Annotated in this window: 14 protein-coding genes; 9 read left to right on the top strand and 5 right to left on the bottom strand. The window is 64.2% G+C overall.

Going from position 1 to position 12,570, the window contains the following annotated elements; all coding sequences use genetic code 11:
- Positions 1 to 258 precede the first annotated feature (258 nt).
- The gene (locus ACFSOZ_RS20020; protein ID WP_010910991.1) at positions 259 to 471 is read right to left on the bottom strand and encodes a cold-shock protein; all 213 of its coding nucleotides are present in this window, start codon (positions 469 to 471) and stop codon (positions 259 to 261) included.
- Positions 472 to 759: 288 nt separating this feature from the next.
- On the opposite strand from ACFSOZ_RS20020, the gene ACFSOZ_RS20015 reads away from it, so the two are divergent.
- On the top strand, positions 760 to 1,089 hold the full coding sequence (locus ACFSOZ_RS20015) for a hypothetical protein (RefSeq protein ID WP_379100676.1): 330 nt from the start codon (positions 760 to 762) through the stop codon (positions 1,087 to 1,089).
- Positions 1,090 to 1,204: 115 nt separating this feature from the next.
- Here the strand turns inward: ACFSOZ_RS20015 and ACFSOZ_RS20010 are convergent, their stop codons facing one another.
- Positions 1,205 to 1,774, bottom strand: a complete 570-nt coding sequence (locus tag ACFSOZ_RS20010) for a methylated-DNA--[protein]-cysteine S-methyltransferase (RefSeq protein WP_379100674.1) — start codon at positions 1,772 to 1,774, stop codon at positions 1,205 to 1,207.
- Positions 1,775 to 1,955: 181 nt separating this feature from the next.
- Between ACFSOZ_RS20010 and ACFSOZ_RS20005 the strand changes: the two genes are divergently transcribed.
- Together ACFSOZ_RS20005 and ACFSOZ_RS20000 are read left to right on the top strand one after the other, a co-directional pair.
- The gene (locus tag ACFSOZ_RS20005; RefSeq protein ID WP_379100671.1) at positions 1,956 to 2,888 is read left to right on the top strand and encodes a transglycosylase SLT domain-containing protein; all 933 of its coding nucleotides are present in this window, start codon (positions 1,956 to 1,958) and stop codon (positions 2,886 to 2,888) included.
- Between the two features lie 5 nt (positions 2,889 to 2,893).
- The gene (locus ACFSOZ_RS20000) at positions 2,894 to 3,382 is read left to right on the top strand and encodes a GNAT family N-acetyltransferase (RefSeq protein ID WP_379100668.1); all 489 of its coding nucleotides are present in this window, start codon (positions 2,894 to 2,896) and stop codon (positions 3,380 to 3,382) included.
- A gap of 22 nt (positions 3,383 to 3,404) precedes the next feature.
- Here ACFSOZ_RS20000 and ACFSOZ_RS19995 read toward each other — a convergent pair whose 3' ends face one another.
- The gene (locus ACFSOZ_RS19995; RefSeq protein ID WP_379100665.1) at positions 3,405 to 3,740 is read right to left on the bottom strand and encodes a hypothetical protein; all 336 of its coding nucleotides are present in this window, start codon (positions 3,738 to 3,740) and stop codon (positions 3,405 to 3,407) included.
- A gap of 180 nt (positions 3,741 to 3,920) precedes the next feature.
- Here ACFSOZ_RS19995 and ACFSOZ_RS19990 point away from each other — a divergent pair, with 180 nt between their 5' ends.
- Positions 3,921 to 4,664, top strand: coding sequence for a DUF899 family protein (locus ACFSOZ_RS19990; protein ID WP_379100662.1), 744 nt, complete (start codon positions 3,921 to 3,923; stop codon positions 4,662 to 4,664).
- A gap of 336 nt (positions 4,665 to 5,000) precedes the next feature.
- The gene (locus tag ACFSOZ_RS19985; RefSeq protein WP_379100659.1) at positions 5,001 to 5,465 is read left to right on the top strand and encodes a cupin domain-containing protein; all 465 of its coding nucleotides are present in this window, start codon (positions 5,001 to 5,003) and stop codon (positions 5,463 to 5,465) included.
- Positions 5,466 to 5,471: 6 nt separating this feature from the next.
- On the opposite strand, the gene ACFSOZ_RS19980 is transcribed toward ACFSOZ_RS19985, so the two are convergent.
- Positions 5,472 to 5,792, bottom strand: coding sequence for a DUF1476 domain-containing protein (locus ACFSOZ_RS19980; RefSeq protein ID WP_379100657.1), 321 nt, complete (start codon positions 5,790 to 5,792; stop codon positions 5,472 to 5,474).
- A 272-nt stretch (positions 5,793 to 6,064) separates the two neighbouring features.
- Between ACFSOZ_RS19980 and ACFSOZ_RS19975 the strand changes: the two genes are divergently transcribed.
- The 4 genes from ACFSOZ_RS19975 (at position 6,065) to ACFSOZ_RS19960 (ending at position 8,869) form a co-directional block, all read left to right on the top strand.
- Positions 6,065 to 6,403 (top strand): DUF6152 family protein, encoded by a 339-nt coding sequence (locus ACFSOZ_RS19975; protein ID WP_379100997.1) that lies wholly within the window; start codon positions 6,065 to 6,067, stop codon positions 6,401 to 6,403.
- Complete coding sequence (locus ACFSOZ_RS19970; protein WP_379100654.1) at positions 6,404 to 6,871, top strand: DUF6644 family protein; 468 nt, start codon at positions 6,404 to 6,406, stop codon at positions 6,869 to 6,871.
- Positions 6,872 to 7,056: 185 nt separating this feature from the next.
- On the top strand, positions 7,057 to 7,449 hold the full coding sequence (locus ACFSOZ_RS19965) for a RidA family protein (RefSeq protein ID WP_379100651.1): 393 nt from the start codon (positions 7,057 to 7,059) through the stop codon (positions 7,447 to 7,449).
- Between the two features lie 268 nt (positions 7,450 to 7,717).
- A complete protein-coding gene (locus ACFSOZ_RS19960; protein WP_379100649.1) occupies positions 7,718 to 8,869 on the top strand; it encodes an FAD-dependent monooxygenase in 1,152 nt (383 codons plus the stop codon).
- Between the two features lies 1 nt (position 8,870).
- Here the strand turns inward: ACFSOZ_RS19960 and carB are convergent, their stop codons facing one another.
- The gene (gene carB / locus ACFSOZ_RS19955) at positions 8,871 to 12,374 is read right to left on the bottom strand and encodes a carbamoyl-phosphate synthase large subunit (protein ID WP_379100647.1); all 3,504 of its coding nucleotides are present in this window, start codon (positions 12,372 to 12,374) and stop codon (positions 8,871 to 8,873) included.
- Between the last annotated feature and the right edge of the window lie 196 nt (positions 12,375 to 12,570).

Genomic DNA, 12,570 nt, shown 5'->3' with positions numbered 1-12,570 from the left:
GTCGTTCGAAAAGTCAAGCAATTGGTTTTTCGTCCGCTGCGCGGACCACTCCTCACCCCAGACAAACAAAAAGGCGGGATAAATCCCGCCTTCCCATTTTCGGTAGCCTGATCGGGAGCGTCTGGTCCGGGCTGGCAGCTATCTGCTGATCCAGCTTGTCGGGTCTTTCCGCTCCGGCGCGCTTCTCGCGCGACTGTCAGTACATCCGTGACTTGCCGCGCGCCCCGGGCTCTCGCCCGGCGCGCGCCATTCGCAAAATCAGGCTGCCTTGCTCAGAGAACCAGCGGACGACTTGCCAGTGCGGCGGTCCTGCTCGATCTCGAAGTTGATCTTCTGGCCTTCGACCAGGGTCGACAGTCCAGCACGCTCGACAGCGGAGATGTGGACGAATACGTCCGCGCCGCCCGCGTCAGGCTGGATGAAGCCGAAGCCCTTGGTGGCGTTGAACCACTTGACCGTTCCAGTTGCCATTTAGATAGTCCTTCACATTTGCTTTAGATTGACCAGACCGAGGTCCAGCCGGTGTGTATCGAGATTTTGGAGATAGACGTCAGCAAACGCGAATATCGCGAGGCCCGGATCGATCGGCCGAAATATCAATGGAACGCATATAGTCTGCTTTCGCACGAAAAACAAGACTGCGTGAGAAAGCCGTGATCAAAAGGCCGCCCAATGGCCGCCCCAATCGCGTGAGAGCGTCGCCACAGGATCGGGGCCCTCGCGCGCTCCATCCGCTCGCTTGGGAGAGGGGAGAGGATCATGAAAACCATTCTGCTTGCCGCCTGCCTGACGCTGGTGGCCGCCGAGGCGCAGGCGATCTCGCGCTACGATCCGACGCATATGAGCTGCGGCAAGGTCCAGTCGACGATCGCGCGCCATGGCGCCGTCATCCTGCGCTACCAGTCGACGCGGGTGCCGGGCCTGCCGCTCTACGACCGCTATGTGCAAAGCCAGCAATTCTGCACCATGGGCGAGGTGAGGACACGCGCCTACGTGCCGAGCGCCGATACCAAATCTTGCCCGGTCTACAACTGCAAGCGGCCGGACAATGATCGGCATTTCCGCCGGCGATTCTTCCACAACAACTAGAGCCATTCCAGGAAAAGTGTGAAGCGGTTTTCCCGGGAAAAGCGCGTAGCGCTCTCCCTAGGGAATTGCGTCAAAACAAGGCAACCTTGCCCGCGCCTGGCTTTGGCGCAGCTGTTCAAAACCCGAAGGAAACCTGCGCCGGCGGTGGTGGGCCGACGCGCACGCCTTCCATGGCCAGCATCTTCTCCTTGGTGTTCGAGCCGCCGGGTGCCGAGAAGCCGCCGATCTTGCCGCCGGCGGCAAGAATGCGATGGCAAGGGATGACCAGCGGCACCGGATTGGCGCCAAGGGCAGCACCGGTTTCGCGCGGCAGACCGCCATGGCCGGCGCGTTTGGCCAACTCGCCATAGGTGGTGGTTTCGCCATAGCCGAGCTTTCGCGCCGCGTCATAGATGGCGAGGCGGAAGTCGTCGACGCCGTCGAGATCGACGGGTACGCCGGTGAAGTCGACATCCTCGCCGGCCGCATAGGCCTTGATCGAGGCGATCAGTTCGACCACCCATGGCGGCTGCGCGGTGGAGGCGGAAACGCCGCCATGGCGCAGCAGGCGCCGTTCCACCGCTTCGCGGCTGCGTTCGGGCAGGCAGAGCCGGATCAGGCCCTTTTCACTCCAGGCGATGCCCATGAATCCGATCACTGTTTCTAACACTGTGTGGCCGGCTGTGATCGAAGGTGTCGTTTCCATGTTGCGTTCCTTTCCGCAAAGTGGTGAAAACCGGGAGTCGACCCGGTACATATCCAGAACAATATGGCATCAGACCCCAGGTCCCGCCACCCGAAAACCACCTGATGGCTCCGATTGCCGGTCATGAATCGCTGGTGTAAGGGATTTCTTAATAACCCGACAAATCGGACCCGAGCGCGGCTTGCCAGCAAAACACACTCTTATCGCGATCGGCGTGATCCTGGCCGCCGCCAGCGTCAGTGGTTGCACGTCGACCTCGCAGATGAAGTCCGCGCCTGCCCTGACCGAGACCGCGACTGCCGCCGGCGCTGATGCCGGCTTCACCATACCGTTGCCGGCGACGGTTTCGGTGCTGCCAGAATCGTCGGGGATCGCCCCTGTTCAGACGGCCGAATTGACGTCCGGCCAGGCCACACCGGCACTTGATCCCGCCGTCCAGCCGGCTGCAGCGACCGCCGCCTTTGCCGGATCGACCCCGGCAGCACCAGCAGTGCCCGCTGTGATGACCGCCAATGCCTGGCAGGCGCCGCCGCCGGCGAATGCGAGTGAGCCGATCAAGACAGCCGAGACCTATACGACAGCCGGGCTCGTCATGCCGGCGACCGCCAAGGGCGACCGGAAAGTCGTGCCCGATGTGCAGCAGGTCGCCTATGTCGTGCCGCAGAATCCGGCTGCGCTTGTCCAGTTCCCGATGGCACCCGTGCAAGAAGAGCATGCGACGGGCGTGCGCGGCGACGTCGAGCGGCTGATCGAGAAATATGCCGCCCTCTACCAGGTGCCGGTCGACCTGGTGCGCCATGTCGTCAACCGCGAGAGCACCTTCAACCCGAAAGCCTACAACAACGGCCATTGGGGGCTGATGCAGATCAAGCACGCGACGGCGCGCGGCATGGGCTATGACGGACCGGCCAAGGGCCTGTTCGACGCCGAGACCAATTTGAAATACGCGGTCAAATACCTGCGCGGCGCCTGGCTGGTGGCCGGCGGCAACGCCAAGCGCGCCGACTGGCTCTACCAGACCGGCTACTATTTCGACGCCAAGCGCAAGGGCCTGCTCGAAGCGACCGGGCTTGGCCGCGACCGCCAGCGCAGCCGCCTGCAGCCCGACGCCTGAGCGCGATGCCTGAACCGCGCCCGCCGGCTCTGAACGACATCCGGCTGCGCAAGATCCTCGACGAGACCTTGGTTCCTCCGCACTGGCCGGAGGGTTTTGTCATGCGCTGCTTCGAGCCCGGTGACGCGCCGGCCCTGCATGCGCTTTTGACCGAAGTGTTCGACGACGGCGCCGATGGCCCTTTCGAGGACTGGTGGCCGCGTATATCAGGCGATCCCGAATTCGACCCGGCGCTGTGCTTCCTGGTGATCGACGCCAAGGGCCGGCTGGCGGCGGCCGCCCTGTGCTGGAAATCGGCCTTCGTCAAGGACCTAGCCGTCCATCCCGAGGCGCGCGGCAAGGGCATTGCCGAGGCGCTGATGTGGCACGCCTTCGCCAGTTTTCGCGAGCGCGGCGTCGATCGTGTCGACCTGAAGACCAACACGGTGGAAAATGCCGCCGCTATCCGGCTCTACCAGCGGCTCGGCATGTTCGAGGTTGATTGGTACGGCTGAGAGGAGCGGTCGGCGCAGCCGATCAGATGTCCGGCGCGTTGCCGATCTTCCGTTTGAGCTCCAGCGCCCAGGCACGGCCTTCGTCGCCGCCCCACAATAGCCAGGCGATGTAGCCGGCCGACGGGTTTTGCTCGTTGCCGTAATTCCTGCCGCGCTTGTCGACCTCGTGGCGGGCGAAATAGCTGACCATGCGGCGGATGGTGGAGGGCGCGAGCTTTTCCCGGTTCTTCAGTTCGGTGGCGCGGGCCACGCCGATCTCGGTGCCGCCTCGGCCGAATTCGCCGCGCAGCCGGAGGCCCTTGGCGGCATTGTCGGCCACCACTTGCGGGCAGCGCAGGTCGATTTCGTCATTGTGCATTCTGTTCCCCGGACCGGCTTGTTTATCCTGCGGCGAGAATGCCGGGAAGCCGTAGAGGTTCCGCCGCGAGCGATCGCTGCGGGCCATCCGCAGAAATGTCGGAACCGATCGTCGCCAAACGTCCTTGGGTCGCAGAGCAACCGCGCCGGGACGCCGGCGCGACGACCCAAGGAGCCGATCATGATCACCTTTCCAAACGAATCCGCCCGATACCGCACCGCCCGCGAAAAACTGCTGCAGAAGGAAATCGAACTGCGCCGCGCCATGGAGGCCGTGGCCGTCGCGCGCCGTGCATTGCCGCCCGGTGGGCTGGTGCCGCAGGATTATGCGTTCGACGGGCTGGACATTGCCGGCAAGCCCACGCGGGTAAAATTGTCGGAGCTGTTCGCGCCGGGAAAGGACTCGCTCATCCTCTACAACATGATGTTTCCGCGCCACCCGCAGGAGACGCGCGAGGTGGCCACAGGCGGCGGCACGGCGAAGCTCGCGCGCCCGGACCAGCCATGCCCGTCCTGCACGGCGCTGCTCGACCAGTTCGACGGCGCGGTCGGCCATCTCGAGGCGGCCGGCTTCAATTTCGCGGTGGTGGCCAAGACCGCGCTCGAAAACCTGGTCACGCTCGGCCGCGACCGCGGCTGGCGCAACATGCGGCTGGTGTCGTCGGCCTCCAACAGCTTCAAGCGCGACTACAATGCCGAGGACGCGGACGGCGCGCAGATCCCGCTGCTGTCCGTGTTCCATCGCGACGCCGACGGCATGCGCCATTTCTGGTCGTCCGAGCTCGGCTTCGCACCGCCGGAGCCCGGCCAGGACCCGCGCGCCATCGGCACCTGCGAGATCCTGTGGAACCTGATGGATTTTGCGCCTGAGGGCCGACCGAACTGGCACGAGCAGCTGCAATATGGCGAGGCGTGCTGTCACTGAGGGGCTTTGCCTTCGAGGCGTTGCCAGCTGGAGCACTCGAAAAAACAGTGCTCTACGGCGCCCCCCTCCTGTCCTGCCGGACATCTCCCCCACAAGTGGGGAGATTGGCAGGTGGGGCGCTGGCTCTCTTCTTGCAACGTTGAAAACTGGCGAAAGCGGTGGTGACTGCCAATCTCCCTCCTTGTGGGGGAGATGTCCGGCAGGACAGAGGGGGGCGCCGTAGAGTGCCACGAGAGTGCCACGGTGGTGCCTCGTGGCGAACTGAGTGCTGCAGGGTGGCTCTGTGCTCGTGCCCGCCGTGACCTAGACTGCCGGCATCAATCTGAGGGAGTAGCCATGCCCAGGATCGACTTGTCAGCCGTGCCCGTCCGCAAGGGATCAGGCTACCCCGCGCCTTTCGATGCGCCCTGTGCCGACCGCACGCGGCGGCGGCTGGGCGATGCGGGTGGCCTCACCGATTTCGGCGTCAACCTGATGACCTTGCCGCCCGGCGGCTGGTCCAGCCAACGCCACTGGCACAGCCATGAGGACGAGTTCGTCTATGTGCTGGACGGCGAACTGACGCTGGTCGAGGATGGCGGCGAGACACTGCTCAGGGCTGGCGATTGCGCGACCTTTGCCAAAAACTGCGGCAACGGCCATCACCTGATCAACCAATCGGCCATGACGGCGCTCTATCTGGAGGTCGGCTCGCGCAACCCGGACGACACCATCACCTGCTCGGACATCGACATGATGAGCCCGAGCGCCGACGGCCGCTTCCTGCACAAGGATGGCACGCCCTATCCAGATCAAAGCTGAGCGTGCTCAGGTCGTCCTGATCTGCTCGACCGCGGTGACCAGCAGTTCTTCCATGGCGACACGTATCTGAGAATCTGACTGGACGACGCCTGCCGCATCGAAATCGGCGCGTACCTTGCGGAACACGTCGTTGTCGCCTGCCTCTTCGAAGTCCGCGTGCACCACTTCTTTCGCATAGGCGTCGGCGTCCGCACCGGATCTGCCGAGCTTTTCGGCGGCCCACAGGCCGAGCAGCTTGTTACGCCGCGCCATGGCCCTGAATTTCGTTTCCTCGTCCATCGCAAACTTCTTTTCGAAGCCTTCCTGACGGTCTCTCATGCTGCTCATGGTTTTCCTCGTTCAGATGGGAGGCCGGTCTTCAGCCTGGGAGAAGAGCGGCCAGCAGAGGCGAGAGTGGCGCGCATGGATGTCATTAGCAAGGCCGGATCGGTTCATGCCGGTGATCGAGCGGGCGCCTGCGGTGCCGGTCTTTCGTCCGATGTGATTTGACGTTGCCGCGCTGTGTCCTACTCTCGAATGCCTGCTGGATGAACCGAGGAGGCGAGTGATGCAGTCACTTTTTCAACGGGATTCGCGGCGTCGCGCTGGCAGCGGCCGTGATGCTTGCCGCCGGCACCGCAGCCTATGCCCATCATGGCTGGTCGTGGACGCAGGACGGGTTTTTCGAACTCCGGGGCAAGATCACGGCCATCTATATCGGCAATCCGCATGCCACGCTGGATGTCGACGCGGAGGGAGAGGCCTGGCGGGTGGAGATGGCGCCGCCGTCCCGCACGATCGCCGCCGGCTTCACGGAGGAGGTTGCCAAGGTTGGCGACGAGGTGACCGCGATCGGCAACCGCTCGCTCGACGCGACCGAAAAGCGCATGAAAGCGGTCCGTGTCATCGTCAAGGGGAAGACGTATGATGTCTATCCCGACCGTGTGCCACCGGCCTGAATGGCGGAGTTCCTCGCCGGCATCGAGCAACTCACCTTCGCGCGGTGGCTGAAGGCCTCCTTCGTCGCCTATCCTATAGTCAATGCGCTCCACATCATGTCGATCGGCGCGCTGCTGACCAGCGTCGTTCTCATGGACCTCAGGATCTGCGGCGCCTTCCGCTCGCTGCCGCACGCGGCGTTCGTTGCCCTGCTGCGCCGCACCGCATTGGGTGCGTTCGCAGGTGCGCTTGTCACAGGCTCGCTGCTCTTTTCAGTCAAGGCGAGTACATATGCGGCGATGCCGATTTTCCTCGCCAAGATGGCACTCATCCTTTTTGCCGGCGTCAACTTCCTCGCCTTCCTGCGCTTCTGCCGCGCAACAGGCGGTGACGAGCCGACAGGCGAGACCGCCACCATCCTGGCTGTGCTCTCGATGCTGCTGTGGACCTCGGTGCTTTTCGCCGGACGGTTCATCGGTTTTCTTTAGAGCCCGTTCCATCCCGATGGAATCGAGATGGGGCTCTAGCTCCTTGTTTGACCATGATCTCATCCGAAAACCGGCTCCCACTTTTAGGGATCATGGTCTGGTCAAACCGAGCATCGGCACTGGTCTTCCCAAGGCAGGCAGATAAGCTCCCTGCAATTGCCAAATGCATTGAGAGGGAGGTTGCCATGAAGAAGGAAATCATCGAAGTGCCGATCCTGTCGGCGGCCGTGCGCGCCTTGGGCGTGCCGCTGTCGCTGGTGACCAAGGCCGCCGGGCTGGTCTTCGTGTCCGGCACGCCGCCGCTCGATATCTCGACCGGCAGGCTGGTCAAGGGCGACATCGAAACGCAGACCGAAGCGTCGCTGACGGCGCTGAAACATTGCCTGGAGGCGGCCGGCACCTCGCTGGACAATGTGGTGATGGTGCGCATCTACGCCGTCAATTCCGGCTTCTACAACGCCATCAACCGCGTCTACGCCAGGCATTTTCCCGAGAATCCGCCGTCGCGGACCTTCGTGCCGGTGGCGTCATGGCCGATGGAGTTCGATATCGAGATCGAGTGTGTGGCCGTGGCGTGAACTGGGTTCGGCCCTCGCCCTGGCCGTCCGTGGTGTTGAAGACCATCTGCACCTGGCGATTGCGGATGGCGTCTTCGATGTGTGGCGGCCTTCCAGCACCTTGTTTATTTTCCCAGGCGACGACGCGCGCCTTGCAACATGATCGCCGTTTGCCTGCGCTGTGCGCCGGCGCTAGGCTGCCCATATTCACGGGCGGCCGCGGTGGCGGCACGCGCCAAGGGCTGACAATGCTTGACGAGCCGGAGCAATGAGCACCAGCCCGCTACGTGTGGCGGTCATCGGCAGCGGCATCGGCGGCGCCGCGGCTGCTGCCGCCCTGCTTCAACGTGGTATGGACGTCCGTCTCTACGAGCAGGCGACGGCCCTGGCCGAGGTCGGCGTCGGCGTCGTGATCCAACCGAACGGTGTCCGGATGCTTCGGCGGCTCGGCCTCGGTGACGAGCTGATCCGCTCGGGGGCCAGATGGATCGACCCACAGTTTCGTCGCGCCGATGGATCCTATGCGGCGGCGATGTGGCCCCCCGCGCTTGCCAGCCAAATCGAGTTCTACGGCATGCACCGCGCCGATTTGCTGGCAATGTTCGTCGACCGGCTACCTGCCGAAATTGTGAAGGCCGGCCATCGATGTATCGGCTTCGAACAGGACGATGAGCAGGCCGTCATCACTTTCGCAAACGGTTTGCGCACAACGGCTGACGTCGTGATCGCGGCTGACGGTATCCATTCTACCCTTCAGCAGTTCGTAGTTGCCCCGTCCGCCCCGCTCTATTCGGGATCGGTCGCCTATCGAGGAGTGATCCCGGCGGCTGGTGTCTCGTGGCCGCCGGGAGCGATGCGCAACTGGCTTGGTGCAGGCAAGCATTTTCTCGTCTATCCGGTGCGCGCCGGCCTGCTCATCAACTACGTCGGCTTTGTGACGACTGACGAGCCGATGAAGGAGTCATGGTCGGCACGGGGCGATCCCTCCGCCCTTGCCCGGGAGTTCGCCGGCTGGGACCCCATGGTTGAGACGGTCATTGCCCAACTGAAAACGACGTTTCGGTGGGGCCTGTTCGATCGTGAGCCGCTCGCAACCTGGACTCGCGGACGCCTGACCCTGCTGGGCGACGCCGCCCACCCAATGCTGCCGCATTTGGGACAAGGAGCCAATCAGGCCATCGAAGACGCGGTTGCCTTGGCGACCGTGCTGAGCCACGCAGACCGCAAGTCAGCCCCACGGGCGCTGCTGATTTACGAGCAGCTGCGGCGCGAGCGGACTGCCGGCGTCCAGCGCATGGCGCGCGTGAGTGGTGCTCGCTATGACGCCAGCGGCAATTTGCATGCCCGCGACCGCAAGCTCGATGCTCAGCCGCAAGAACGTGCCTGGGTCTGGAATTACGACGCCGATGCCGAAGCCGAGGCAGCCGCCGCTTCGCTTTAGACTAGGCAAAATACTCCTGCAGCGGCCTGACCTCGAGGCTCCCCGCCTTCAGCGCCGCGATCGCTTCCGCCACCGCGGCCGCACCTGACAGCGTCGTGTAATACGGCACCTTCTGCATCAGCGTGGCGCGGCGCAGCGATTTTGAGTCCGACACCGCCTTCTGGCCGTCCGTGGTGTTGAAGACGATCTGCACCTGGCGGTTGCGGATGGCGTCTTCGATGTGCGGGCGGCCTTCCAGCACCTTGTTGATTTTCTCGGCGTCGACGCCGTTTTCGGCAAGGAAGCGTTGCGTGCCTGATGTCGCCAGCACCTTGAAGCCGAGGCCGGTCAGGCGCTTGACCGCCGGCAATATGCCTTTCTTGTCCTCGTCGCGCACCGAGACGAACAGCGTGCCGGAGCGCGGCAGGTCGACGCCGGCCCCGAGCTGGCTCTTGGCGAAGGCGAGCGCAAAATCGCGGTCGAGGCCCATGACCTCGCCGGTCGAGCGCATTTCCGGCCCGAGCAGGATGTCGACTCCGGGGAAGCGGGCGAAGGGGAACACCGCTTCCTTGACCGCGATGTGGCCGGGGTTCCTGGGGTCGGGCATGGCGCCGTAATGGGCGAAGGCGTCTTCCAGCTTCTCGCCGGCCATGATGCGGGCCGCGATCTTGGCGATGGGACGGCCGATGGTCTTGGCGACGAAGGGCACGGTGCGCGATGCACGCGGGTTGACCTCCAGCACATAGACCGTGCCGTCCTTGATCGCATACTGCACGTTCATCAACCCGCCGACATTGAGCGCGCGGGCGAGGGCCGCCGTCTGGCGCTCCAACTCGTCGACCAGCTCCGAAGGCAGCGAGTGCACCGGCAGCGAGCAGGCACTGTCGCCCGAATGGATGCCAGCCTCCTCGATGTGTTCGAGAATGCCGGAGACGAAGGTCGCCTTGCCGTCGCACAGGCAGTCGACATCGACCTCGATGGCGCCCGAGAGATAGGTGTCGAACAGCAGCGGGTTCTTGCCCAGCAGCGTGTTGATCTGGCCGGTCTTGTCGTTGGGGTATTTCTGCTTGATGTCCTCCGGCACCAGGCCGGGCACGGTGTCGAGCAGGTAGGATTGCAGCATGCCCTCGTCGTGGATGATCTGCATGGCGCGGCCGCCCAGCACATAGGACGGGCGCACCACCAGCGGGAAGCCGAGCTCGCCGGCGACGAGGCGGGCCTGCTCGACCGAATAGGCGATGCCGTTCTTCGGCTGGGTCAGGCCGAGCTTGTGCAGCAGCTTCTGGAAACGGTCGCGGTCTTCGGCCAGATCGATCATGTCGGGCGAGGTGCCGAGGATCGGGATACCGGCCTTCTCCAGCGCATCGGCGAGCTTCAGCGGCGTCTGGCCGCCGAACTGGACGATGACGCCGACCAGTTCGCCCGAGGCCTGTTCGGCGCGCAGGATCTCCAGCACGTCTTCCGCCGTCAGCGGCTCGAAATAGAGCCGGTCCGAGGTGTCGTAGTCGGTCGACACGGTCTCCGGGTTGCAGTTGATCATGATCGCTTCATAGCCGGCGTCGCGCAGCGCGAAGGCGGCGTGGCAGCAGCAATAGTCGAACTCGATGCCCTGGCCGATGCGGTTGGGGCCGCCGCCGAGGATGACGACTTTTTTGCGCGACGAGACCTGCGCTTCGTTGGCCAGCGCACCGGCGAACGGCACTTCATAGGTCGAGTACATATAGGCGGTGGGCGAGGCGAACTCGGCCGCACAGGTGTCGATGCGCTTGTAGACCGGATGAACGTCGAGCTTTTCGCGAGCCTTCTGGATCATCTCGGCGTCGGTTTTGGTCAACGAGGCGAGGCGGGCGTCCGAAAAACCCATCGCCTTCAGCATGCGCAGATTGACGGCATCGCCGGGGATGCCGTGCTCGCGGATGCGGGCTTCCATGGCGACGATGCCGGCGATCTGCTCGAGGAACCACGGGTCGATCTTGCACATGGCGTGCACGTCTTCCAGCGAGGTGCCCATGCGGATCGCCTGCGCCACCATGCGCAGCCGGTCGGGCGTCGGCGTGCCGAGCGCGGCGCGGATGGCGTTGCGGTCGTCGGCATGGTTGGCGACTGCCGCACCGTGACCGAGGCCGGGGATCTCGATCTCGTCGAGGCCGGTGAGGCCGGTTTCGAGACCACGCAGCGCTTTCTGCAGCGATTCCTGGAAAGTGCGGCCGATGGCCATGACCTCGCCGACCGACTTCATGGCGGTGGTCAGCACCGGTTCGGCGCCGGGGAATTTCTCGAAGGCGAAGCGCGGGATCTTCGTCACGACATAATCGATCGACGGCTCGAAGGAGGCGGGCGTGGCGCCGCCGGTGATGTCGTTCTCCAGCTCGTCCAGCGTGTAGCCGACGGCGAGTTTTGCGGCGATCTTGGCGATGGGGAAACCGGTCGCCTTGGAGGCCAAAGCGGAGGAGCGCGAGACGCGCGGGTTCATCTCGATGACGACCAAGCGGCCATCGGCCGGGTTGACGGCGAACTGCACGTTGGAGCCGCCGGTCTCGACGCCGATCTCGCGCAGCACCGCGATCGAGGCGTTGCGCATCATCTGATATTCTTTGTCGGTGAGCGTGAGCGCTGGGGCGACGGTGATCGAGTCGCCGGTATGTACGCCCATCGGGTCGATGTTCTCGATCGAGCAGACGATGATGCAATTGTCCGCCTTGTCGCGGACGACCTCCATCTCATACTCCTTCCAGCCGAGCACGCTTTCCTCGATCAGCACTTCGGTGGTCGGCGAGGCGTCGAGGCCGGACTGGACGATCTCGTAGAATTCGGCGCGGTTGTAGGCGATGCCGCCGCCGGTGCCGCCCATGGTGAAGGACGGGCGAATGATGGCGGGCAGGCCGACATGGTCGAGCGCCTGGGCGGCGATCGCCATGGCGTGGCTGATGTAGCGCTGCTTGCGGTCGCCTTCGCCGAGGTTCCAGCGGGTTTCCAGCGCGTCGAGCGCGGCGTCGAGATCGGTCGGGGCCTCGGCCTTGACGGCGGCGCGCTCGGCCTCATGCGTCTTGCGGTCGGTGTTCTTGACGTCGGTGGCGTTGGCCAGCATCGACTTCGGCGTTTCGAGCCCGATCTTCTTCATCGCCTCGCGAAACAGCGCGCGGTCCTCGGCCTTGTCGATGGCATGCGCGTCGGCGCCGATCATCTCGACATTGTAGCGGTCGAGCACGCCCATGCGGCGCAGCGACAAAGCGGTGTTGAGCGCGGTCTGGCCGCCCATGGTCGGCAGCAGCGCGTCGGGCCGCTCCTTGGCGATGATCTTGGCGACGACTTCAGGCGTGATCGGCTCGATATAGGTGGCGTCGGCCAGTTCCGGGTCGGTCATGATGGTGGCCGGATTGGAATTGACCAGGATAACGCGGAAGCCCTCTTCCTTCAGCGCCTTGCAGGCCTGGGTGCCGGAATAATCGAATTCGCAGGCCTGGCCGATGACAATGGGGCCGGCCCCGATGATCAGGATCGACTTGATGTCGGTGCGTCTTGGCATGGCGAAGTTCCGTTCGGCGGGCGGCTTGCACAAAAAACCGGGACGGGAAGACCCGGCCGGTTGTGCTCGCGATTCTGGTATCAGGCTAGGAGGGCCTTATAGGGAAGAGTTTGCCCGATGTAACCCCGAAAATGAGGGCAGTAGGCAGTAGGGCAGTAGGCAGTGAGGGAGGTTTCAGCGCCTAATGCCTATTCCC

It is taken from the genome of Mesorhizobium newzealandense, from assembly GCF_042682145.1.
GTDB classification, from domain to species: domain Bacteria; phylum Pseudomonadota; class Alphaproteobacteria; order Rhizobiales; family Rhizobiaceae; genus Mesorhizobium; species Mesorhizobium newzealandense.
The sequence above is the reverse complement of the archived record's forward strand: the minus strand, read 5'-3'. Positions and strand labels throughout refer to the sequence as shown.

Coding starts and splice junctions, on each gene's coding strand:
- ACFSOZ_RS20020 (WP_010910991.1), bottom strand. CDS start 471: ATGGCAACTGGAACGGTCAAGTGGTTCAACGCCACCAAGGGCTTCGGC.
- ACFSOZ_RS20015 (WP_379100676.1), top strand. CDS start 760: ATGAAAACCATTCTGCTTGCCGCCTGCCTGACGCTGGTGGCCGCCGAG.
- ACFSOZ_RS20010 (WP_379100674.1), bottom strand. CDS start 1,774: ATGGAAACGACACCTTCGATCACAGCCGGCCACACAGTGTTAGAAACA.
- ACFSOZ_RS20000 (WP_379100668.1), top strand. CDS start 2,894: ATGCCTGAACCGCGCCCGCCGGCTCTGAACGACATCCGGCTGCGCAAG.
- ACFSOZ_RS19995 (WP_379100665.1), bottom strand. CDS start 3,740: ATGCACAATGACGAAATCGACCTGCGCTGCCCGCAAGTGGTGGCCGAC.
- ACFSOZ_RS19990 (WP_379100662.1), top strand. CDS start 3,921: ATGATCACCTTTCCAAACGAATCCGCCCGATACCGCACCGCCCGCGAA.
- ACFSOZ_RS19985 (WP_379100659.1), top strand. CDS start 5,001: ATGCCCAGGATCGACTTGTCAGCCGTGCCCGTCCGCAAGGGATCAGGC.
- ACFSOZ_RS19980 (WP_379100657.1), bottom strand. CDS start 5,792: ATGAGCAGCATGAGAGACCGTCAGGAAGGCTTCGAAAAGAAGTTTGCG.
- ACFSOZ_RS19975 (WP_379100997.1), top strand. CDS start 6,065: ATGCTTGCCGCCGGCACCGCAGCCTATGCCCATCATGGCTGGTCGTGG.
- ACFSOZ_RS19970 (WP_379100654.1), top strand. CDS start 6,404: ATGGCGGAGTTCCTCGCCGGCATCGAGCAACTCACCTTCGCGCGGTGG.
- ACFSOZ_RS19965 (WP_379100651.1), top strand. CDS start 7,057: ATGAAGAAGGAAATCATCGAAGTGCCGATCCTGTCGGCGGCCGTGCGC.
- carB (WP_379100647.1), bottom strand. CDS start 12,374: ATGCCAAGACGCACCGACATCAAGTCGATCCTGATCATCGGGGCCGGC.